The organism is Pseudomonas sp. S31, assembly GCF_016648105.1.
GTDB lineage: Bacteria > Pseudomonadota > Gammaproteobacteria > Pseudomonadales > Pseudomonadaceae > Aquipseudomonas.
The window spans coordinates 22,709-43,897 of record NZ_JACVVE010000004.1; the positions used below are offsets into that span (position 1 = coordinate 22,709).

Here is a 21,189-nt window from a genome sequence, read left to right on the forward strand (position 1 = left end):
CCGGAGCAGTATCCCGACGCATTGATCCGCAAAGCTTCGACACACTAGCGCGCTTCTTGATGGGGCAGCCAGCAAGCAAAATATCTACGTCAAAGACGTAATGCTGATCTATGGCAAAAGCGCTACCGAGAACATACCCGCTGATGTGCTGCGCAAGATCGCCAAGGAGCTCAACCATGCCCCTCACTGAAAAACAGCTGATGATGCGCGATGCCACCCGCAACATTGGCGAAGAACTGCTCGAATCGATCCGCGATGTAAAAGCGGGACACTATGGTGCGGTGCACCAGGTGGAAGTCACCCAGGCCGCCGAGGCCCGTAGCAAAACCGGCCTATCGCAGGCCAAGTTCGCAGAGCTGCTGGGCGTTTCGGTCCGTACCCTCCAGGAGTGGGAGCAAGGCCGTCGTAAGCCGTCCGGCGCCGCTCGGTCACTCTTGCACATTGCAGCTTCGCGCCCGGATGTGTTTCGCGAGGTGCTCCAGGCCCCCTGAACCCTGACTGATCACGGACGTGGAGGTGTTCTCCGGGCCACCCGCTAGACCAGCACCTCGCTGGGAGTTTGCCGCTGGAACGACCACCCCCCCTCGCCATCGACCTCCAGGCGGTGGGTGTGGAAACTGGCCAAGGTGCTGCGATGGCCGATGCTCACCAGTAAGGTATCGGGCAGTTCATGGCGTAGCAGTGAATACAGGGTGTGCTCGAGCCCTTCGTCCATGGCCGAGGTGGACTCGTCGAGAAACACCACCTGGGGGCGGTTGAACAACACCCGGGCGAACGCCAGGCGCTGCTGCTCGCCGATCGACAGCACCTGCGACCAGTCGTGGTTCGCGCCCAGTTGCTCGGCGAGATGGCCCAGGTTGACCAGGCGAAGAGCCTGCTGCATGCGTGCGTCGTCCTGCGGTTGCGCCACGGCCGGGTAGGCGATGGTGGTGCGCAGGTCGCCCAGCGGCAGGTAGGGGCGCTGCGACAGGAATAACGCCTGGTGTCCCGTGGGCCGCTGTACTTCACCTTGGGCATACGGCCACAGGCCCGCCAGAGCACGCAGCAAGGTGGTCTTGCCACTGCCCGAGGGCCCTTTGATCAATAACGCCTGGCCCGGCTGCAAACGCAGGTCCAGCCCCTCTATCAGGCGATGCCCATCGGGGCGCGAGACCTGCAACTGATGGATATGCAAGGCGTGGGGCTGGTCGTGGGTAGCGACCCGGGGCAACTCGCCCGCCTCGTGGTTGGCCTCGACGAAACCGGTCAGACGGTCGAGCGTGGCGCGATACTGGGCGAATGCATCGTACGACTCGCGGAAGAACGACAGCGAATCCTGGACCTGGCCAAAGGCCTCGGCGGTCTGCATCACATCGCCCAGCTTGATCGCGCCGCTGAAAAAGCGCGGCGCCTGCAGGATGAACGGGAACACCACCGCCACCTGGCTGATGCCGAGGTTGAAGCCGTCGAACTTCAGGCCCCGGAACACCAGCGCCCAGGCGTTGGCGATCAGCGCGGCGAAGCGGCCGAGCAAGGTGCCCCGCTCGACCTGCGCGCCTTGGTAGAAGGCAATGTTCTCGGCGTTTTCACGCAAGCGCATCAGGGCATAACGGAAGTTGGCGGTGAGCTTTTCGTTGAGGAAGTTCAGGCGGATCAACGGCCGCCCGAGGCGGAAGGCGACCCAGGTGGCCACCAGCACATACAGGTACACGGCGAACACCATGGCCCGGGGGATCTCCACCCCGGCCACCGCCAGTGGCGCCGACAGCCCCCAGAGAATGCCCGTGAAGGCCACCAGCGACACCAGCGCACTGACCGCCCCCAGGGCCAGGGTAACGGAACCGGTGACGAAGGCGTTGACGTCGAGCTCGATACGTTGGTCGGGGTTGTCCACCGGATCGGCGACGAAGCGCCCACGGTAATAGGCATCGCCGTGCATCCAGTCGCCGGTCAGGCGCTCGGTGAGCCACGTACGCCAGCGGATGCTGAAGGCCTGGGTCATGTACGAGGTGAACAGCGTGCGCGCGACATGGATGGTCGCCAGTATCCCGAACACCCCGAGCAGGTACCAGAAGGCAGCCTGGTCGAGGGCCTGCAGGGCGCTGTAGAAGCCGTTGTACCAGAACGAGAACAGCACGTTCAGGCGTACCGAGAACAGCGTCAGCACCAGAAGCAGGGCGAACGCCAGCAAGGGCCGCCAACTGCGGCGCAGGTTGAAGTACGGGCCGGCGAGCTGCCAGAACTGCCCGCCCCAGCGCGTGAAACGCACGGCCAGGGTGGCAGCGGCGAGGAAGCCGACGAAGGTGACCAGTGTGGCGATTGCCATCCAGCTCAGGCTCTGTTGCAGGGCCTGGTGCCAGTTCATGTCCATGGAGAGGTGTCCGCAGCGGGTGATTGCGCGAGCGTAGCATCGGGGTGGGCCTCTGCCGGCAAACATGACGGACATTTCATTTAGCCTGCACCGGCCCTTTCGCCGCTGCGATTTACCCGCGAAAGGGCCGGTGCAGTCAACCGCTAGCCCAACGCCTCCAACACCTTCGAATCCACCCCCTCTCCCCCATGCGCCTCGATCCACTCCCCCAACTGCCGGCGCATCGCCGGTGTCCAGAAGCTCTGCAGATGCTGCCGCACCCCCTGCACCGCCAGCCCCCGATCGGGCTCGCTGTCGAAGTAGTGGGCGATCTGGTTGGCCATCTTGACCAGGTTGTCGCTGCTCATCGGCGCACCTCGGCTTTTTCTTCGGCGGTGCGGCGTTCCTTGAGCAGGCGCCGCTGTTCGTCACTGAAGTCCTGGTAGCGCTTCTGCCACTGCGACGGCTGGAACACCTTGACCACCTCGACCGCAGTGACCTTGTATTCCGGGCAGTTGGTGGCCCAGTCGGAGTTGTCGGTGGTGATCACGTTGGCCCCCGACTCGGGGAAGTGGAAGGTGGTGTAGACCACCCCCGGCGCCACCCGCGCGCTGACCTTGGCGCGCAGCACGGTCTGCCCGGCGCGGCTGCCGATACCCACCCAGTCGCCGTCGCCGATGCCACGGCTTTCAGCGTCGCTGGGGTGGATCTCCAGGCGGTCGGCATCATGCCAGGCAACGTTGCCGGTGCGCCGGGTCTGCGCGCCGACGTTGTACTGGCTGAGGATGCGCCCGGTGGTCAGCAACAGGGGGTAGCGGCTGTTGACCTTCTCGTCGGTGGGCACGTAGCCCGTCAGCATGAAGCGCCCCTTGCCGCGTACGAACTGCTCGATGTGCATGGTCGGCGTGCCTTCTGGCGCGGCGTCGTTGCACGGCCACTGCAGGCTGCCACGGCGGTCGAGTTCGGCATAGCTGACGCGCTGGAAGCTCGGGGTCAGGCGGGCGATCTCGTCCATGATCTCGGACGGATGCTGGTAGTTCATCGGATAGCCCAGGGCATTGGCCAGGGCCACCGTGGCCTCCCAGTCGGCCTTGCCGGCCAGCGGCTGCATGACCTTGCGCACCCGCGAGATGCGCCGTTCGGCATTGGTGAAGGTGCCGTCCTTCTCGAGGAACGAGCTGCCTGGCAGGAACACATGGGCGAACTTGGCGGTTTCATTGAGGAAGATGTCCTGCACCACCACGCACTCCATGGCACGCAGCGCGGCAGTGACGTGCTGAGTGTTGGGGTCGCTCTGGGCGATGTCCTCGCCCTGGCAGTACAGCGCCTTGAAACTGCCGTCGAGCGCCGCCTCGAACATGTTGGGGATGCGCAGGCCCGGGTCGGGCTGCAAGGTCACGCCCCAGGCCTGTTCGAACTCGGCACGCACGCCTGCGTTGGAGATGTGCCGGTAACCGGGCAGCTCGTGGGGGAACGAACCCATGTCGCACGAACCCTGCACGTTGTTCTGCCCGCGCAGCGGGTTCACCCCTACCCCTTCGCGGCCGACGTTGCCGGTGGCCATGGCCAGGTTGGCGATGCCCATCACCGCCGTGCTGCCCTGGCTGTGCTCGGTCACGCCCAGGCCATAGTAGATGGCCGCGTTACCGCCGGTAGCGTACAGCCGCGCGGCGGTGCGGATCTGCTGCGCTGGCACGCCGCAAACCGGCCCGAGCACCTCGGGCGCGTTTTCCGCCTGGCTGACGAAATCGCGCCAGCGGGCGAAATCCTCGGTTTCGCAGCGGGCATCGATGAAATGCTGGGCCAGCAGGCCTTCGCTGACGATCACATGGGCCAGGGCATTGAGCATGGCCACGTTGGTGCCGGGGCGCAGTTGCAGGTGCAGGTCGGCGCGGGCATGGGGCGCGTCGACCAGGTCGATGCGCCGCGGGTCGATGACGATCAGCCGCGCGCCCTCGCGCAGCCGGCGCTTGAGCTGCGAGCCGAACACCGGGTGGGCATCGGTGGGGTTGGCGCCGATCACCAGGATCACGTCGGCCTGCATCACCGAGTCGAAACTCTGGGTACCGGCCGACTCGCCAAGGGTCTGCTTCAGGCCATAGCCGGTCGGCGAATGGCAGACTCGCGCGCAGGTGTCGACGTTGTTGTTGCCGAACGCCGTGCGCACCAGCTTCTGCACCAGGTAGGCCTCTTCGTTGGTGCAGCGACTGGAGGTGATGCCACCGATGGCGTCACGCCCGTACTTGAGCTGGATACGCCGGAACTCGCTGGCCGCATAGGTCACCGCCTCATCCCAGCTGACCTCCTGCCACGGGTCTTCCAGGCGCTTGCGGATCATCGGCTTGGTGATGCGGTCGGGGTGGGTGGCATAGCCCCAGGCGAAGCGGCCCTTGACGCAGGCATGGCCATGGTTGGCGCCGCCGTTCTTGTCCGGGACCATGCGCACCAGCTGGTCGCCTTTCATCTCGGCGCGGAACGAACAGCCGACGCCGCAATAGGCGCAGGTAGTGATCACCGCACGTTCCGGCTGGCCCAGCTGAATCAGGCTTTTCTCGCTCAGGGTCGCGGTCGGGCAGGCCTGCACGCAGGCGCCGCACGACACGCATTCGGAAGCGAGGAAGTTGTCGCCGCCGGCCGCCGCCACCCGCGAGTCGAAGCCGCGCCCGGTGATGGTCAGGGCGAAGGTGCCCTGGATATCCTCGCAGGCACGCACGCAGCGGCTGCAGACGATGCACTTGCTCGGCTCGTAGTCGAAGTACGGGTTGGACACGTCCTTCTTCTCGGCCAGGTGGTTGGCACCGTCGTAGCCATAGCGCACCTCGCGCAGGCCGACCTGGCCCGCCACGGTCTGCAGTTCGCAGTTGCCGTTGGCCGAGCAGGTCAGGCAGTCCAGCGGGTGGTCGGAGATGTACAGCTCCATGACGTTGCGACGCAGGTCGGCCAGGCGTGGCGTTTGCGTGCGTACCACCATGCCCTCGGTCACGGGCGTGGTGCACGAGGCTGGGTAGCCGCGCATGCCGTCGATCTCGACCAGGCACATGCGGCACGAGCCGAACGCTTCCAGGCTGTCGGTGGCGCAGAGTTTCGGAATGCTGGTGCCGAGCAGCGCAGCAGCACGCATCACCGAGGTGCCAGCAGGCACGCTGATATTGCGCCCATCGATGTTCAGGCTGACCTGCACGTCGCTGTCACGGGCAGGCGTACCGAGGTCGCTGCTTTTATCAAAAGAGGGGTCGAAGTAATTGATCACTGCGCGGCCTCCGTGGTGGTCAGCCCGAAATCGGCGGGGAAGTACTTGAGGGCGCTGGCCACCGGGTAGGCGGTCATGCCGCCCATGGCGCACAGCGAGCCGTATTGCAGGGTGTCGCACAGCTCGCGCAGCAGCAGGGCCTGGTCATGGCGCTCGGTGAAATCGCTGCTGGCGATCAGCCGGTCGACCACCTCCATGCCGCGCGTCGAGCCGATGCGGCAGGGGGTGCATTTGCCACATGACTCCTCGGCGCAGAACTGCAGGGCGAACCGCGCCATGCTGGCCATGTTCAGGGTATCGTCCGCCACCACCACGCCGCCGTGGCCGAGCATCGCGCCCATGGCGGCGAAGGTCTCGTAGTCCAACGGGGTGTCGAAGTGGCTCGGCGGCACCCAGGCACCCAGCGGGCCGCCGACCTGCGCGGCCTTGAGGGGCCGGCCGCTGGCGGTACCACCGCCGTAGCCTTCGACCAGCTCGCGCAGGGTCAGGCCGAAGGCGCGCTCCACCAGGCCGCCGTGGCGAATGTTGCCGGCCAGCTGGAAGGGCATGGTGCCCAGCGAACGGCCCATGCCGAAGTCGCGGTAGAAGGCCGCACCTTTGGCCAGGATGATCGGCACCGAGGCCAGGGTGAGCACGTTGTGCACCAGCGTCGGCCGACCGAACAGGCCCTGCAGCGCCGGCAGCGGTGGCTTGGCGCGAACGATGCCGCGCTTGCCCTCGATGGATTCGAGCAGCGCGGTTTCCTCGCCGCAGATGTAGGCCCCCGCCCCCACTCGTACTTCCAGCTCGAAGGCCTGGCCACTGCCTGCCACGTCGGTGCCGAGGTAGCCAGCGGCGCGGGCGATGACCAGGGCCTGGTCGAGCACGCGGATCGCATCGGGGTATTCCGAGCGCACGTAGATATAGCCTTTGTCGGCGCCGACCGCGAGGCCGGCGATGATCATGCCTTCGATCAGCAGGAAGGGGTCGCCCTCCATCAGCATGCGGTCGGCGAAGGTGCCGGAGTCGCCCTCGTCGGCATTGCACACCACGTACTTCTGCCCAGGGGTGGCATCACGCACGGTGCGCCACTTGATACCGGCCGGAAACGCCGCGCCACCCCGGCCACGCAGGCCGGAGTCGAGCACTGCGGCGACCACCTCGGCAGCGTCCAGCGCAACGGCGTTGGCCAGGCCGGCGAAGCCGCCGTGGGCGCGGTAGTCGTCCAGCGACAGCGGCCGGGTGATGCCGGCGCGGGCGAACAGCAGGCGCTGCTGGCTCTTGAGGTAGGGGATCTGCTCGACCGGTCCCAGCGCCAGCGAGTGGCCACCCGGTTGGCCAGTCAGGGCATCGAGCAATGTGGGGACGTCTTCCGGGGTGACCGGGCCATAGCCCATGCGCCCTTGCGCACTGTCACATTCCACCAGCGGCTCCAGCCAGTACAGTCCGCGCGAGCTGGTGCGCTGGATGTCGAGGGCCAGCTGGCGCCGTTCGGCCTCGGCCTGCAAGGCACTGGCCACATGTTCGGCACCTACGGCGCGAGCCACCGAGTCGGTGGCAATATAGACCTTCAGCATGCTTCACCCTCCAGGCAACCGTTGACCAGCGCGCGCAGGCGCTCGGGGGTCAGGCGTGCGTGCACCTGGCCATCCAGCTCCAGTGCCGGCGAACAGGCGCAGGCGCCCAGGCAATACACCGGGCGCAGGCTGATGGCGCCGTCGGCGCTGGTGCCGTGATCGTCCAAGGCCAACTGTTCGCGCAGTTGCGCGGCCAATGCCTCGCTGCCGCGGCTCTGACACGATTCGGCGCGGCACAGGCGTAGGGTATGACGAGGCGGGGGCTGGGTACGGAAGTCGTGGTAGAAGCTGATCACCCCACGCACCTCGGCGAGGCTCAGGTTCAGGGCATGGGCGATGTCGTCGACCGCGGCATCGGGGATGAAACCCACGGCATCCTGGATAGCGTGGAGGATGGGCAGTAGCGCACCCGGCCTGCCCTTGTCGCGGGCCAGAATGCTTTGGATGACAGGCAAATGAAGCAGTTCATCAGGCATACAGCGGACCTCGTCGTCACGGGCCCTGCCTGTTGTCATGTTGGTCAGGCGCCCGGCGTGCTCTGCTGCGGCGCGCCAGCCACGTCACGGGGGCGTGGGCTCGGCGGCCTCCCAGCCGATGGCCATGCGTCTGCGCGCATTGGGCTCAAGGGCATCCAACAAGCATGGCACGTGCGCAGCCATGAGGATGTGCGCGAACGACCAGGCGCATTCTGAAACCGACCAGAGGTTCGTTCGTCGGTAGACTTGAGCAGACTCATCAACCCAGCACGACATGGGGCAGGAACCGCGAACTGTCCTTGGTGATCAACGAGTCGTCTTCACGAATCCCCATTCCGCTGGCTTTGCCACCCACGACCCAGGCACCGATCAGCGAGTAGCTGTCGCCAAACTTGGGCAGCGGCGCCAAACCTTGCAGGATGTATGGCGCATCGGTGTAAGGCCCATCTTCGAATACCCGCAGCCCTTCGCTTGTCCGGATGTCGACATTGGCTCCCTCCCGGGAAAAATAAGGCTTGCGCACCCATCCCCTGGGCACCGCCTTCTGGGGCTCGGCATCGACGAACGCTGGTAGCAGGTTCGGGTGACCTTCGTGCCATTGCCACAGCAGCGCCAGGATGCCCTTGTTGGAAATCAGCGCCTTCCACGGCGGCTCGACGAACTGCGTACCGCATCCGGCAATCGCCGCGCCGAACGGCTCATGGAAGATATGTTCCCAGGCATGCAGCTTGAACAGACGCGGAATGCACCGCCCGTGCAGGTCGACGAAACGGCCATCCTCGGCCAGACCGATGTCCTCGAGGTCGATATGCCGGGTACGAATGCCTGCATGTTCGGCCATCTTGCGCAGAAAATCGGTAGTGCCGCGGTCTTCCACCGATCCTGACACGGTCGAGAAGTAGAAGTCGCCTGCGCTGGGCATGGCGGCGAACGCCTGCACCAGGTCGTCCGCGAGGGTGTTGAACTGGCTGGCCTCGGCCGGCAGCACACCACGCTGGATCTGCTCCTCCAGCCAGATCAACTGGAACGCCGCCGCCTCGTACAACGAGGTGGGCGTGTCGTAGTTGGCCTCGATCAGTTTCGCCGGAGCGTGGCCGTCGTAGCTGAAGTCGAAGCGACCATAGAGGTGCGCCTGCCCTGCCTTCCACGAATCACGCACGAGATCGAAGAACGCCGGCGGGATCGCCAGCCGCGCCAGCAGCGCCTCGCTGTCGACGATGCGCTCGACCGCATCCAGGCACAGGGCGTGCAGCTCCTCGGTGGGCGCCAGCAAGTCACGCTCGACCTGGGTTTCGCTGAACTGATAATAGCCCCGCTCGTCCCAATAGCGATCGCCGTCGATGGTATGGAAGGCAAAGCCTTCGCGAGCAGCGGTGGCACGCCAGTCCGGACGTTCGTCACACTCGACCTTGCGCATGCTCAGCCCCCGAAGAAACTGCTGGACCTGCCGCCCCAACCGCTGCGCGCGGCGGCCTGGCTGCCGAAGCCACCACGGGTAACCGAAGCCGAGGAAGCCGAGCGGGCTTCGCTTGATCGTGAGCTACCGGCGCTGCCGGAGCCGTAGTAGCCGCCTCCGCCGCCTGACGCCCCACCGCTACCCTGCTCCTCGTCCTTGCGCATTCGCTGGATACCACCCGCCGTGCCGAAACGCTGGCCAATCCGGCCAAAGCGCTGGCCGCTACCATCGCGATAGGCATACAACGGCTGGCCCGCATAGCGGCGCCCCCCTATACCGCTCCCCTGCGCCAGTAACCCGGCGACCACCGCCGCGGTAGCGATATGGCCATAGCCGCCGCCCTGGGCATAGCCGGCATCGAGTTGCGACTGGGTCACTTCGGCGCTGCTTTGCAGTTCGAAGCCGCTCATGTTCGGTTGGTAGCCTCCGCCTACCGCAAGGCCACACCCCCCCGTGGTGAACTGCGCCTCGCACTGCTCGAGAGTAGGGAATTTGGGGGTCATGGCCGAGTACGCGATCAAGGCATCGCGCTGCGCATCGTTGCAGACCTTGTGCGGCACCTGGTCGGCCACGCAAGCCTCCAGGCTCTCGTAGTTGACCTGCTGGCTGACCGTGTAGGTTTCTTCTCCCGGCCCACAGGCAGTGAGCGCCAGGGGCAGCGAACTGGCCAGCACCAGTTTGACGGAACTGCGTTTCATCGGGTTTCCTCGCGCATCAGGCCGGCGTCATGCAGGCCGAGTTGAGAAAGCCGACGCTGATCGCAACGCTGGCGGCGTAGATGGCGGCCGCCAGCTCACCCTCGGCGATGCGCCGGGACAAGCCGCGCAGCACCAGGCTGGTGAGGCCGAAGGCAAGCAACTGCACCACGCCAGCGATCACCACCCAGGCGACGAAATCAACGATGCTGACGCTGTAGGCGATGATGTTGCTGGCCGGCAGAGAAAAGCCGACCAGTGAGCCACCCAGGGCAATGGCCGCCGCCGGGTTGTTCTCGCGGATCAGGGCGAACTCGCGGTGCGGGGTGAGGCGCGTGTAGATGAACTGGAACAACCAGAACACCAGCAGTGCCACGCTGATGTACAGGATGAAGCCGGTCACGGCCGAAGCGTTAAGCGACTGGCGCAGGGCGTCGAGCATGGGATGTCCTTGTCAGGTGATGTGAAAATCCGTGGGAAACAAAGTGGTGCCGAGCGAGGTGGTGAACAGCAGCGCACCCTGTTCATCCTCCTCGAGCGACAGCAGCAGGAATTCGCGACGTTCGGCCAGACCGGTATCGCGGGCATACAGCATCGACAAGTGCCGGATGCCATGGCGCCCCGCCGGGCCGGTGACTTGCTCGTGCAGTTCGACCCAGGGCGTACGCCCCTCTTCGCGGCCCCATTGGCGCGAGTACAGGTAGCCTTCATGGCTGTAGATCGGCAGGCCAGCCGGGGCCTGCCCGCCGACCAGTTCTTGCACCTGCGCGTCGCCCTGCAGCGGCTGCGCGCTGTGGTAGCCGAACAAGACGATGTCGCCCGCTTCGCGGCCATGCATCAGTACTTGCAGCCAGTAGTCTTCGTTGTCCATGTAGAAGCGCAGCAGGCGCACCGACTGGCCAAGGTCGATTTCGCCTACAGCGGCGATGGTTTCCGGGCCTGGAACCTGAAGCTCGGAAAAGCCAGAGAGCAATGGCCCGAGCGAGGCGGCGGGGGTAAAGGTGGAACCACTGAGCAGGCCGAAGGGCGGGCTGGCCAGGTGTATGGGCGACATCGAACACTCCGGTTGATCGCAGCTTCCTTGCAGGGGGCGTCACGATAACCGGTTTCCCTGGTCCAGCCAATGCAGTGTCTGTTAGAACAAATGTCCTCTAGATGTCGCGTTGGGCGGTCATACGCCACTGTCGCTTATGCGACCGCTGGCACGGGCTGCTCCCCCGCCTCCAGCGCCCGCACCAGCGGCAGCACATGCTCGCCGAAATACGCTACTTCTTCCTGGAAATGCAGGAACCCGGACAGGATGAGGTCCACCCCGACGGCCTTCAGCGCGACGATGCGCTCGGCGATCTGCTGCGGCGTGCCGATCAGGTTGGTCTTGAAGCCGTCGTTGTACTGCACCAGGTCCTCGAAGCTCGACTTGGCCCAGTTGCCCTCGCCCTCGGGGCTTGCAGAGCCGGCATGCTTGACCTCATGACCAAACGCCTTGACCGCCTCGGGGTTGGCCTTGTCGATGATCTCTTGCAACACCGCACGCGCCTCTTGCTCGGTGTCGCGAGCGATGATGAAGGCATTGACGCCGATCTTGACCGAATGCCCGTTGGCCGCTGCCTTGGCGCGGATGTCATCGACCTGGGCCTTGATCCCCTCGACGGTGTTGCCATTGGTGAAGTACCAGTCCGACACCCGTGCCGCCATGTCGCGCGCCGCGCGCGAGCTGCCGCCCTGGAAGATCTCCGGGTGCGGCTGCTGCAGTGGCTTGGGCCGCAGGGTGTAGTCACGCAAGCGATAGAAGTCGCCATTGAAGGTGAAGTTGTCCTCGGTCCAGACGCCTTTGAGGACACGAATGAATTCCTCGGAGCGGCGATAGCGCTCGTCGTGGTCCAGCCAGGGTTCGCCGATGGCGTGGAACTCGCCCTTGAACCAGCCCGACACCACATTGATGGCGATGCGGCCGTTGGTGAACTGGTCGATGCTCGCCAGCTGCTTGGCCGCCAGCGCCGGGTTCCAGGGGCCCGGCAGGATCGCGGCGATGACCTTGAGCTTCTCGGTGGCCGCCAGCAGCGCGTGGCTGATGGTCACCGATTCGTGCTGGTTGTCGGCGCCGTAGCCTGCAGTGAAGCGGATTTGCGACAGGGCGTAGTCGAAACCGGCCTGTTCGGCGATCTGCGCCAGCTTGCGGTTGTAGTCGATGTCCCAGCTGGTGCGCTGCTCGATGTTGCTGACCACCAGGCCACCGCTGACATTGGGGACCCAGTAGGCGAATTTGAGAGGGGTTTGGCTCATGGGGTGGCTCCTTGGCAGTTCCAGAATGGGTATTGGAGCCAGAGCAGCAACCGTGCCAGCTGATGAAAAGCTCATGAATCAACGAGATGAGAAAAACCCAGGCCGTGGTACATGCCCGACGGGCAACAGGGTGTTGGCTGGGTGTTTGGCTGGCAACAGTGGTGAGGCTGACAGGGGGCTGGCTTAGGATTTGTGGGGTGGCGGATATCGAGCGCCGCCCGCGCGGCGCTTCGCGGGTAAACCCGCTCCTACATTGGTTGCAACGTGCCGAACCTGTAAAGCCATGGTTGCCCGCCTTTGCGCCCGCCGAGGTATCGCGGCGGGCCCGGGAAATCTCACAGGCATTATTGGCCCGAAACAATCTGTAGGAGCGGGTTTACCCGCGAAGCGCCGCGCGGGCGGCGCTCGATATCCGCCGCCCCACAAATCCCAAGCCAACCCACCCAGCCTCAACGAAAATCCGCATACGGCTTGAGCGGATTCACCGGCAACGGCAGATTCCCCTGCCACACATCGAAGCTATACCGCAGGTACATCAACACGCGGTTAGGCGCATAGTCCTCGCTGCGCTGGGCCGTGAAGCCGCCGCCCAACACCCAATGGTCATCCAGCCGCCGCTCGACGAACGCCTGGGCCATGTAGCCCACGCCGCTATTGTTATCCCCACCCCGCATCCCGCCGATATTGCTCGACACCAGCAGCGGGTACTGGGCGAGGATATCGTCGTTCACCGAGTCCAGCGGGAACGCCCGTTCGGCGTCACTGCGCGCCCACGAATAGCCCAGCGACCCTTCCAGGTACACCGACCAGTCGGCATTGCGCCAGGCATAGCTGACCGGCAGACCCAGCGACACATAGCGCTGCGGGCTGTAGTAACCACCCTGGCCGAGGGTATAGCCGCCCAGGTCGCGGTCCAGCCGGTGCCGAGGGTCTTGCCGCTGTAGTTGAGGCCACCGAGGATGTTCTGCTCCTCGAAACCCAGCGGCGAAGTGCCGATGTCGGCGCTGAAGCGGTCGGTCTGCCAGCCCACGGCCAAGGTGGTGCCATCGGCGCTTTCCGAACCACCAGGGCAGCCTGCGGGCACCTCGCCGGATGCCGTGCGGCCACGGAACGAGCAACTGCCAAAGGCCTCGCGGTGCAGGCCGTCGGCATCGGTGTCGAAGCACTCGGCGACCATTTCGTCCCAGCCCTTGAGCGAGACACGAATCACCCACAGCGCGCGATCGCCGCCGCGCACCCGTGGCGCATCCTTGAGCAGGGCCAGGATCATCTGCACCGGCGCCTGCGGCTTGAGGTCGAACAACCCGAGACGCCCAGGCCCTTGTGCCGGATCGATGGTCGCGACCAGCTCACGGGCTGAACCGGCGGCATTGACCAGCACCGCACGCACCGAACCCGGCTGCCCGGCCAGCACCTGGCGACTCAGGCGGTCGGCGGTCTCCTGGGTTTCGCAGGTCAGCCAGTAGAGGCCACCGACGCGCATACCCGCTTGTCTCTCGGGCAGCCCGGGCACGGCCAGGGTCGATGCAAACAAAGCGGGCCACCTCCAGATGGCAAGGTCCGTCCAGGCGCCGCACGGATTCCTGCTAAAACAGGTGCGGCGATGAGGTTCCGTTACCCAGATGAATGTAGACGTATTCCTGCGCTTTGCATGGCAGGGGGCAGGATAGCGGCCCTGCCGCGGCGCCATGACGCGTGGGCAATTACCGCGCCCTGGCTAAAGCCTCGGCGCCGGGCTTCGTCATCTCTAGGCCGGTGCTCGCCAAGCGCCGTCCGTTCATTTCTGGAGATAGACCATGCTTCGCACTGCCGCAGCCCTGGCTGCACTGACGCTTTCCGGTTTCGCCTTCGCCGACACCTCGTGCTCGGTGACCATCCATGGCACCGACCAGATGACCTACGACCTCAAGACCATCGCCGTGCCCGCCAGCTGCAAGCAGTTCCAGGTGACCCTGGAGCACCCTGGCAGCCTGCCGAAGAACGTCATGGGCCATAACTGGGTGCTGACCCGCAATGACGACCTCAAAGGCGTGGTCGACGATGGCGCCAAGGCGGGCGAAAGCAACGACTACATCAAGCCGGGCGACGCCCGGGTGCTGGCGCATACCAAGCTGATTGGCGGTGGCGAGAAAGCGACGGTGACCCTGGACACCGCAAAGCTGAGCAAGGGTGATGACTACGTGTTCTTCTGCTCCTACCCATTCCACGCCACCATGATGAAGGGCACCTTGACCCTTAGCGACTGAGCGCAAGGCGCGGTGGTCCCCACGGGGTGACCACCGGGGCCAGGATCAGAGCCCGTCGCGGCGCGGGCCGGGGGCCAGGTAGCGGGCGAACCAGGGGCGGCTCTGGGGCACGCGCTGCATCAGCCGGTCGGCCTCTTGCTCGGGGCTGAAGATCACCTGCAATGCCAGCTTCATGGTTTCGATGTCCAACTCGCTGCCGCCCCCGTTGGGCTTGCCCCAGGCGCCACAGCCCTGGCTCGAAGGCCCCAGCCACGGATCGGCCACGCAGACCCAGCGCCCCGGCGCGAACCAGGGAATGCCCTTGACCGTCATCTGCCGCACTTCGCCCGGGTGGGCCTGTTCATGGGCCAGGAACCAGTCGTTGATACGGTCGTCGATCCAGCCATGAAACGCCCAGAACACCGGATTGACATGGGACGAGAACGGATCGCCGAGAAAATCGTTCTCGGCATCGAACCAGCGCTCGGCGAAGTCATAATTGCGCCGTGCGTAGGGCATCGGCCAGCCGGTCTGCGGGTCGCGGCCCATGGCTGCCCAGCGCATGTGCAACCAGTCGTGGATGCCCAGCTCGATGCGCGAGCCCAACTCGCCCAGGCACAGGGTGCTCAGGTATTCCGGGTCATGCAGCTGCGATTCCCACAGCTGGAAGTTGGCATACAAGCCCTCGCGGCTCTTGATGTGATAGAGCCACTGATCGAAGTGCCCATCGCCATTGGCCTGCCAGGTCGGCGGCACGCTGTAGCCGCTGCGGTTGCTCACGTAGTCGGCGAACGCCTGGGCGTTCTCGCTTACATAGGGCCGCGGCGTTGGCAGGCTCGGCCACGAGCGCAGGTCCTGGACCTCACGTACGCCGTGCAGCATATGCCGGTGCATGAACAGGAAGTCTTCGCCCGAACCATTGCGGTGGCGGTCATGGCCACGGGCATTGCGTTCCTTGCCCAGTGGCCCGGCCTGCCAACCGAGGGCGCGCACGGCCTGGCGGCGTGACTCGTCGATACGGTGCCAGCGGTCGCGCGCGGCATGCCACAGCTGATGGAAGTAGCGCCACCCTGGCGAGACCAGGCGCTCATGCAGCGCAGGCACGTAGGCCAGCCGCTCACGCGCCTGCACGAAGGGTCGACGCTTGGCGACGAACCGCGCCTGAGGCCCGGAGTACCCGGCTTGGCCCCCTGCCAGCCGGACCTGGCCACTGATCGTCGCCTCACCGCCCCCCTGGCTCCACACCGTCCAGATCTCATCGAGCACCGCCTCGCAGTCATACCCCTGGCCAGCGCTGCCGACCAGCTTGAAGCGCAGGTGCGGCAGGCGCTCGGCGGCCAGCCGGCCATATACCTGCAAGCCCTCGCCATACGGCGGCACGCCCAGCAAACCCCGCACCGCCCGTGCCCCCTGGCCCACGTCCAGCAGCAGTTGCAGTGGCCGCGCCAGTTCGCCAAGCGCCTGCTCGCCCCCTACCATGTGCCAGTCCCAGATCCCGGCCAGGCGCTCGCCCAGCAGCGCATTGGGCAGGTCGGCGACCTGCACCGACGGCTCGTCGGAAGCGAGTTCGGCTTCCTGGGCGGCGACCCATTTCTGCCGGGCGTAATACCCTGCGGGCAGCAGTACGCCGGCGGCCCCAAGACCTGCCAGCAATCCTCGACGTGACACCTTCATCCACTGTACTCATGACGTGACTACTGCAGCGAAAACGAATGGTTGCCGGGGCGATTTAGGGATTTGTAAATTCTGTCGCAGTCAGCTCGTTTCACCCAACAAGTTCGAACGGCATGGGGCCGTCCTGCAAGCGGGTCGAAATGGCAATGACGAAACACCGGATTTTATCGCGCAAGTGGCCATGGCTGGTGGCCTTGGTCGTTCTGCTGACAGCCGCAGGCGCCGGTGCCTGGTGGTACTGGGTGTACCTTCCCACCTCGCGTTCCAACCTCGCTATCGAGCACCGGGCCAACGCCTTGCAAGAGCGCATCCTGGCGCTTGATGCCCATCTGGACGTGCCCCTGAACTATGGCAGCGAAGGCCGTGAAGCCGACCGCGATGGCCCGACCCAGTTCGACCTGGTCAAGGCCGGCAAAGCCCGCCTGCGCGGGGCCAGCATCGCCCTCTGGTCATGGCCGGAGTTCTGGAGCGGGCCGAACTGGCCGCACCGCCCTACCGAAGGCTTCCAGGCCGCCATGGCCAACGAGCTGGAGGTGCGTTACAAGATCGTCACCGGCATCGCCCGGGACTTCCCCAACCAGGCCGGCATCGCCTACAGCCCTGCGGACTTCCGCCGCCTGGCCGGCGAAGGCAAATTCGCCATCATCCTCAGCATGCTCAACGCCGCGCCCCTAGGCGACGACATCGACAAGCTCGACCTGTGGGCCGCGCGCGGCGTGCGGGTATTCGGCCCCGGCTACGTGGGCAACAACAGCTGGGTCGACTCCGCCCGCCCACTGCCCTTCCTCGGTGACTCGGTCGACCCGCTGGGCGGCCTTTCCGACATCGGCCGCCGCGCCGTGGCCAAGCTCAACGACTTGGGCATCGTCATCGACGTGTCGCAGATGTCCAGCCAGGCCCTGGCCCAGGTCGCCAAACTCAGCCGCGCGCCGGTGATCGCCTCGCACACCGGCGTGCAGGGCATGATGGATATCCGCCGCAACCTCAGCGACGCCGACCTTGCCGCCATCAAGGCCACCGATGGCGTGGTCAACATCGTCGCCTATTCCAAATACCTCAAGCCGTTCTCCCGCGAGACCATCGCCAGGATGAACGAGCTGCGTGCCCGCTATGGCCTGCCCGACGTGCAGAACCAGACGCAGATGGGCACCACCACCGACCCGGTGTTCTCGATCTGGTCGGAAAAGAAGTTCGGCGAATTCCTCACGCCCTTCTACGACATCCTGCGCCAGGAGCCCGAGGCGACCCTGGCGGACTATGTCGACTCCATCGACTACGCGGTGAAGAAGGTCGGTATCGACCACGTCGGCATCAGTTCGGACTTCAACGACGGTGGTGGCGTGATCGGCTACCAGAACGTCGGCGAGAGCCGCAACGTGACTGCCGAACTCATGCAGCGCGGTTACTCCGACGAGGACATCGCCAAGCTCTGGGGCGGCAACTTCCTGCGTGCCTGGGAAGCCGCCCAGAAGGCCGCCAAGCCGGCCGCCACTCCTGTCGCTCACCTGCAAGGACATCCATGAATCGCCTGAACCTGTTGTGTGCTCTAGGTTGTTTGTCGCTGTCGGCCCCTGCCATGGCTGCCGACCCGGTGGAACCGGGCAAGGTCTTCACCGACTGCAAGAAAGATTGCCCGGAAATGGTGGTGTTGCCTGCCGGCAGTTTCGTCATGGGCACCCCGGATGACGAGGTCGGCAAGCAGGACGACGAAGGCCCGCTGCACACCGTCACCTTCACCCGCCCGTTCGCGGTCAGCCGCTTCACCATCACCGCCGAGCAATGGCAGGCCTACGCCAAGGCCACCGGTACGGTATTGCCCGACGGCGACCTGCGCCCCGGGCGCCTGTGCCAGAACGGCAAGCCGCACTACGACCAGGGCCCACGCCAACCGGCGGTGTGCATGACCTGGTTCGAGGCGCGCGACTACATCGCCTGGCTGGCCAAGACCACCGGCAAGCCCTACCGCATGCTCAGCGAGGCGGAGCGCGAGTATGCGGCCCGCGGCGGCTCCAAAGGCTCGTTCCCCTTCCCGTTCGACAAAGAGGGCGAATACTCGATCAGCAAGCACGCCAACGTCTATGGCCCTGCCGACGGGTTCTCGTTCACCTCGCCGGTGGGCAGCTTCGCGCCCAACGCCTTCGGCATGTACGACATGCACGGCAACGTCTACGAGTGGGTGGAAGACTGCTGGCACACCGACTACGTCGGCGCGCCCACCGATGGTAGCGCCTGGACCACCGGCGGCACCTGCGAGCATCGGCAGATCCGCGGCAACGACTACAGCGAGCCGGCGATCTTTTCGCGCTCGGGCAACCGCAACGAACGCAAACCCGAAGTACGCGGTGACTGGTTGGGCTTTCGCGTAGCGCGCGATCTCGACGGTGCCAAAGAGGATTGACCCCAGAGGAGACGTACCATGACTGCCCTAAGCCGACGCCACTTCGTCGCCAGCGCCACCCTGGCCAGCCTCGCTCCCGCCCTACCCGCCTGGGCTGCGCAAGGCGCCGCGCCGGCGACCGTGGCGCCGCTCGCGGGCGATGACAGCGTACGCCTGGACTACAACGAAAGCCCTTATGGGCCGAGCCCGGCGGCGATCGAGGCCATGGAACGCGGCGCCCGCCACAGTGGGCGCTATGAGTATGAACAACAGGTGCAGCTGATCGAGCTGTTCGCCGAGCAGAACCAGATCCCGGCGGACCACGTCGGGGTGTTCAGCGGCTCGCGCGCCCCCTTGCAGTGCGCCCTGGCAGGCTACGCCGGCAAACGCAGCGTGGTCACCGGCGCGCCCACCTATGATTCGGTGGCCGCCGGGGCCAAGGCCCTCGATACGGCCGTGCACGAGGTGCCCCTGGACGCCCGCCACGCCCACGATGTGCGCGGCATGCTGGCCGCCGACGCCCAGGCCGGCGTGCTCTACCTGTGCAACCCGAACAACCCGACCGGCACGCTCACCCCCCGCGCCGACATCGAGCACCTGGTCGCACACAAGCCCGCCGGCTGCCTGGCGATCATCGACGAGGCCTATATCCATTTTTCCGACGCCCCACCCTGCCTGGACCTGGCGGTGCAGCATGACGACGTGCTGGTACTGCGGACCTTCTCCAAGCTGTATGGCATGGCCGGCGCGCGTTTGGGCCTGGCCATCGGCAAACCTGACGTGCTGGAGGCGCTGCAACGCTTCAATGGCCGCAACTTCGTCAGCCTGGCCGCCGCCCTGGGGGGTATCGCCAGCCTGCAACAGGCCGACCTGGTGGCCGAACGCAAGCGCATCAACCGCCAGGTCCTCGACGGCGTCCTCAAGCGCCTGCGCGCTGCCGGCTACCGCTGTACCGAAGCCCAGGCCAACTGCTTCATGGTCGCCCTCGGGCGCCCTGCCGCGCCGGTCATCGAGGCACTTGAGCAACGTGCGGTGCGCGTGGGGCGGGTGTTCGCCGCCTGGCCAAACTGGATGCGCGTCAGCGTCGGTACCGAGCAACAGATGCGCGCGTTCGAGCAGTCCTTCTTCCGCGTCATGCAACACGCCTGAACCGACTTTCCGTCAAGGAGCCCCGAATTGATGAAGCCCAGCGAGATCTCGACATGACCCCCGCATCGAACAGCCTGGCCGGCGAAACCTGGCGCATCCTCAAGCCCTACTGGCTGGCCGTTCTGGCCTCCATCCTGATGGGAGTGGTCAGCGGCTTGAGCGTGACGTCGCTGCTGGCGACCATCAACCACGCCATGAACCAAGGTGCCGGCCCCACAGGCCGGCTGGCGTTGCAGTTCGCCGGGCTGTGCGTGCTGACCCTGGCCTGCTCGACCGGCTCGCGCCTGTTGACCAACTACATCGGCCAGCGGGTGGTGCGCAACCTCAGGCGCGAGCTGGCCGGCAAAGTGCTGGCGGCGCCCATCGAACAGCTGGAGCGCTTTCGCGGCCACCGGCTGATCCCCATCCTGCTCAACGACGTGACCACCATCAGCACCTTCGCGCTGTCGGTCGCGCCGATGGTCATCGCCTTCACCGTGACCCTGGCCTGCCTGTGCTACCTGGCGGTGCTGTCGTGGCAGATCCTGCTGCTGACGGTGCTGACGGTGATGGTCGGGGTGGGTGCCCAGTACATCGCGCAACGCTTTGGCAACGTGCGCCTGGCCCAGGCCCGCGATGGCGAGGACGAGCTGCAAGGCTACTACCAGGCGATGACCGATGGCGCCAAGGAACTGCGCATCCAGCGCCCCCGTCGCTGGCACCTGCGCGACCAGCTCATCGATGGCGTCACCGAACGCATCGCCCAGGCCAACATCCGCGCGGCGAACATCTTCATCAGCGCAGAAACCTTCGGCTCGATGCTGTTCTTCGCCGTGATCGGCGTGGCAATCGCCTTCCAGGTGCTCTGGCCTGCAGCCGAACGCACCGTGCTCGGCGGCTTCGTGCTGGTGATGCTGTACATGAAGGGCCCGTTGGAGCAACTGGTGCTCAACCTGCCGATGGTCAGCCGCGCGCGCATCGCCCTGGCCCGCGTCGCCGACGTCTCCTGGCGCTTCTCGTCCCCGGAAATCCAGGGGCAACCTGAGCGCCCGTCGGCGCCCTTGCCCTTCCAGCAGATCGAATTGGCTGCGGTGCGCTACGACTACCCGGTGATCGAAGGCAGCGAGCCCTTCACCCTCGGCCCTGTGGACCTGCGCATCGAGCGTGGCGAGATCCTGTTCATCGTCGGTGAAAACGGCTGCGGCAAGACCTCGCTGATCAAGGTGCTGCTGGGCCTCTACCCGCCACAGTCCGGCGAGGTACGCCTGGACGGGCGCTGCGTCAGCGATGCCCAGCGCGACGACTACCGGCAGTTGTTCACCACCATCTTCGCCGACCACCACCTGTTCGACGACCTCAGCCCCGAGGCCGTGGACAAGCCCGAGCTGGTCAGCCGCTACCTCGAACGCCTGGACATCGCCCACAAGGTGAGCCTGGTCCGCGGCAGCTACAGCACCACGGCGCTGTCCACCGGGCAACGCAAGCGGCTGGCCCTGGTCAATGCCTGGCTCGACGAACGCCCGGTGCTGGTCTTCGACGAATGGGCCGCCGACCAGGACCCGTCCTTCCGCCGGGTGTTCTATACCGAGCTGTTACCGGAGTTCAAGCGCCAGGGCCGAACCGTCATCGTGATCTCCCACGATGATCGCTATTTCCATGTCGCCGACCAGTTGATCCGCATGGACAAGGGTCGCGTCACCACCGAACGCGTCGCCGCCCCCCTGCAGCCGGCATGACGCC

Annotated in this window: 18 protein-coding genes and 1 pseudogene; 6 read left to right on the forward strand and 13 right to left on the reverse strand. The window is 65.7% G+C overall.

Going from position 1 to position 21,189, the window contains the following annotated elements; translation table 11 throughout:
* The first annotated feature begins 176 nt into the window (after nucleotides 1–176).
* The gene (locus IAE37_RS04890; RefSeq protein ID WP_201170068.1) at nucleotides 177–491 is read left to right on the forward strand and encodes a helix-turn-helix domain-containing protein; all 315 of its coding nucleotides are present in this window, start codon (nucleotides 177–179) and stop codon (nucleotides 489–491) included.
* Between the two features lie 44 nt (nucleotides 492–535).
* On the opposite strand, the gene IAE37_RS04895 is transcribed toward IAE37_RS04890, so the two are convergent.
* From IAE37_RS04895 to IAE37_RS28730, 12 genes and pseudogenes are all read right to left on the reverse strand, one after another.
* A complete protein-coding gene (locus IAE37_RS04895) occupies nucleotides 536–2,350 on the reverse strand; it encodes an ABC transporter ATP-binding protein/permease (protein WP_201170070.1) in 1,815 nt (604 codons plus the stop codon).
* A gap of 143 nt (nucleotides 2,351–2,493) precedes the next feature.
* Nucleotides 2,494–2,697 (reverse strand): formate dehydrogenase subunit delta, encoded by a 204-nt coding sequence (locus IAE37_RS04900; RefSeq protein ID WP_201170073.1) that lies wholly within the window; start codon nucleotides 2,695–2,697, stop codon nucleotides 2,494–2,496.
* The gene (gene fdhF / locus IAE37_RS04905; protein ID WP_201170075.1) at nucleotides 2,694–5,579 is read right to left on the reverse strand and encodes a formate dehydrogenase subunit alpha; all 2,886 of its coding nucleotides are present in this window, start codon (nucleotides 5,577–5,579) and stop codon (nucleotides 2,694–2,696) included. Before fdhF ends, IAE37_RS04900 begins: the two co-directional genes overlap by 4 nt.
* Nucleotides 5,576–7,135, reverse strand: a complete 1,560-nt coding sequence (locus tag IAE37_RS04910; protein WP_201170077.1) for a formate dehydrogenase beta subunit — start codon at nucleotides 7,133–7,135, stop codon at nucleotides 5,576–5,578. The genes fdhF and IAE37_RS04910 overlap by 4 nt, the downstream gene beginning before the upstream one ends.
* Nucleotides 7,129–7,611: a formate dehydrogenase subunit gamma gene (locus IAE37_RS04915; protein ID WP_201170079.1), complete on the reverse strand. Its 483-nt coding sequence runs from the start codon at nucleotides 7,609–7,611 to the stop codon at nucleotides 7,129–7,131. Before IAE37_RS04915 ends, IAE37_RS04910 begins: the two co-directional genes overlap by 7 nt.
* 259 nt (nucleotides 7,612–7,870) lie before the next feature.
* Nucleotides 7,871–9,028, reverse strand: coding sequence for a glutathionylspermidine synthase family protein (locus IAE37_RS04920; protein ID WP_201170081.1), 1,158 nt, complete (start codon nucleotides 9,026–9,028; stop codon nucleotides 7,871–7,873).
* A gap of 2 nt (nucleotides 9,029–9,030) precedes the next feature.
* On the reverse strand, nucleotides 9,031–9,765 hold the full coding sequence (locus IAE37_RS04925; RefSeq protein ID WP_201170083.1) for a DUF1190 domain-containing protein: 735 nt from the start codon (nucleotides 9,763–9,765) through the stop codon (nucleotides 9,031–9,033).
* A gap of 16 nt (nucleotides 9,766–9,781) precedes the next feature.
* Complete coding sequence (locus tag IAE37_RS04930) at nucleotides 9,782–10,204, reverse strand: DUF350 domain-containing protein (protein WP_201170086.1); 423 nt, start codon at nucleotides 10,202–10,204, stop codon at nucleotides 9,782–9,784.
* A 12-nt stretch (nucleotides 10,205–10,216) separates the two neighbouring features.
* Nucleotides 10,217–10,816: a DUF2491 family protein gene (locus IAE37_RS04935; RefSeq protein ID WP_201170088.1), complete on the reverse strand. Its 600-nt coding sequence runs from the start codon at nucleotides 10,814–10,816 to the stop codon at nucleotides 10,217–10,219.
* 134 nt (nucleotides 10,817–10,950) lie between these two features.
* A complete protein-coding gene (gene sfnG / locus IAE37_RS04940) occupies nucleotides 10,951–12,045 on the reverse strand; it encodes a dimethylsulfone monooxygenase SfnG (protein WP_201170090.1) in 1,095 nt (364 codons plus the stop codon).
* A 449-nt stretch (nucleotides 12,046–12,494) separates the two neighbouring features.
* A complete protein-coding gene (locus IAE37_RS28725; RefSeq protein ID WP_328822693.1) occupies nucleotides 12,495–12,899 on the reverse strand; it encodes a cellulose synthase subunit BcsC-related outer membrane protein in 405 nt (134 codons plus the stop codon).
* 62 nt (nucleotides 12,900–12,961) lie between these two features.
* Nucleotides 12,962–13,735 (reverse strand): annotated as a pseudogene (locus IAE37_RS28730) (cellulose synthase subunit BcsC-related outer membrane protein); the annotation flags it as partial.
* 106 nt (nucleotides 13,736–13,841) lie between these two features.
* On the opposite strand from IAE37_RS28730, the gene azu reads away from it, so the two are divergent.
* Nucleotides 13,842–14,291 carry an azurin gene (gene azu / locus IAE37_RS04955; RefSeq protein ID WP_201170095.1) on the forward strand — a complete coding sequence of 150 codons (450 nt, stop codon included), beginning with the start codon at nucleotides 13,842–13,844 and terminating at the stop codon, nucleotides 14,289–14,291.
* Nucleotides 14,292–14,336: 45 nt separating this feature from the next.
* On the opposite strand, the gene pvdP is transcribed toward azu, so the two are convergent.
* Nucleotides 14,337–15,944 (reverse strand): pyoverdine maturation tyrosinase PvdP, encoded by a 1,608-nt coding sequence (pvdP, locus tag IAE37_RS04960; protein WP_201170097.1) that lies wholly within the window; start codon nucleotides 15,942–15,944, stop codon nucleotides 14,337–14,339.
* Between the two features lie 146 nt (nucleotides 15,945–16,090).
* Between pvdP and IAE37_RS04965 the strand changes: the two genes are divergently transcribed.
* Genes IAE37_RS04965 through IAE37_RS04980 form a run of 4 tightly spaced genes read left to right on the forward strand, consistent with a single transcriptional unit; the run spans nucleotide 16,091 to nucleotide 21,185 of the window.
* On the forward strand, nucleotides 16,091–17,467 hold the full coding sequence (locus IAE37_RS04965) for a dipeptidase (RefSeq protein ID WP_201170630.1): 1,377 nt from the start codon (nucleotides 16,091–16,093) through the stop codon (nucleotides 17,465–17,467).
* On the forward strand, nucleotides 17,464–18,342 hold the full coding sequence (gene pvdO, locus IAE37_RS04970) for a dihydropyoverdine dehydrogenase (protein ID WP_201170099.1): 879 nt from the start codon (nucleotides 17,464–17,466) through the stop codon (nucleotides 18,340–18,342). The genes IAE37_RS04965 and pvdO overlap by 4 nt, the downstream gene beginning before the upstream one ends.
* An 18-nt stretch (nucleotides 18,343–18,360) precedes the next feature.
* Nucleotides 18,361–19,470, forward strand: coding sequence for a pyoverdine biosynthesis transaminase PtaA (gene ptaA, locus IAE37_RS04975; protein WP_201170109.1), 1,110 nt, complete (start codon nucleotides 18,361–18,363; stop codon nucleotides 19,468–19,470).
* Between the two features lie 53 nt (nucleotides 19,471–19,523).
* Complete coding sequence (locus IAE37_RS04980; protein ID WP_201170113.1) at nucleotides 19,524–21,185, forward strand: cyclic peptide export ABC transporter; 1,662 nt, start codon at nucleotides 19,524–19,526, stop codon at nucleotides 21,183–21,185.
* Nucleotides 21,186–21,189 lie beyond the last annotated feature (4 nt).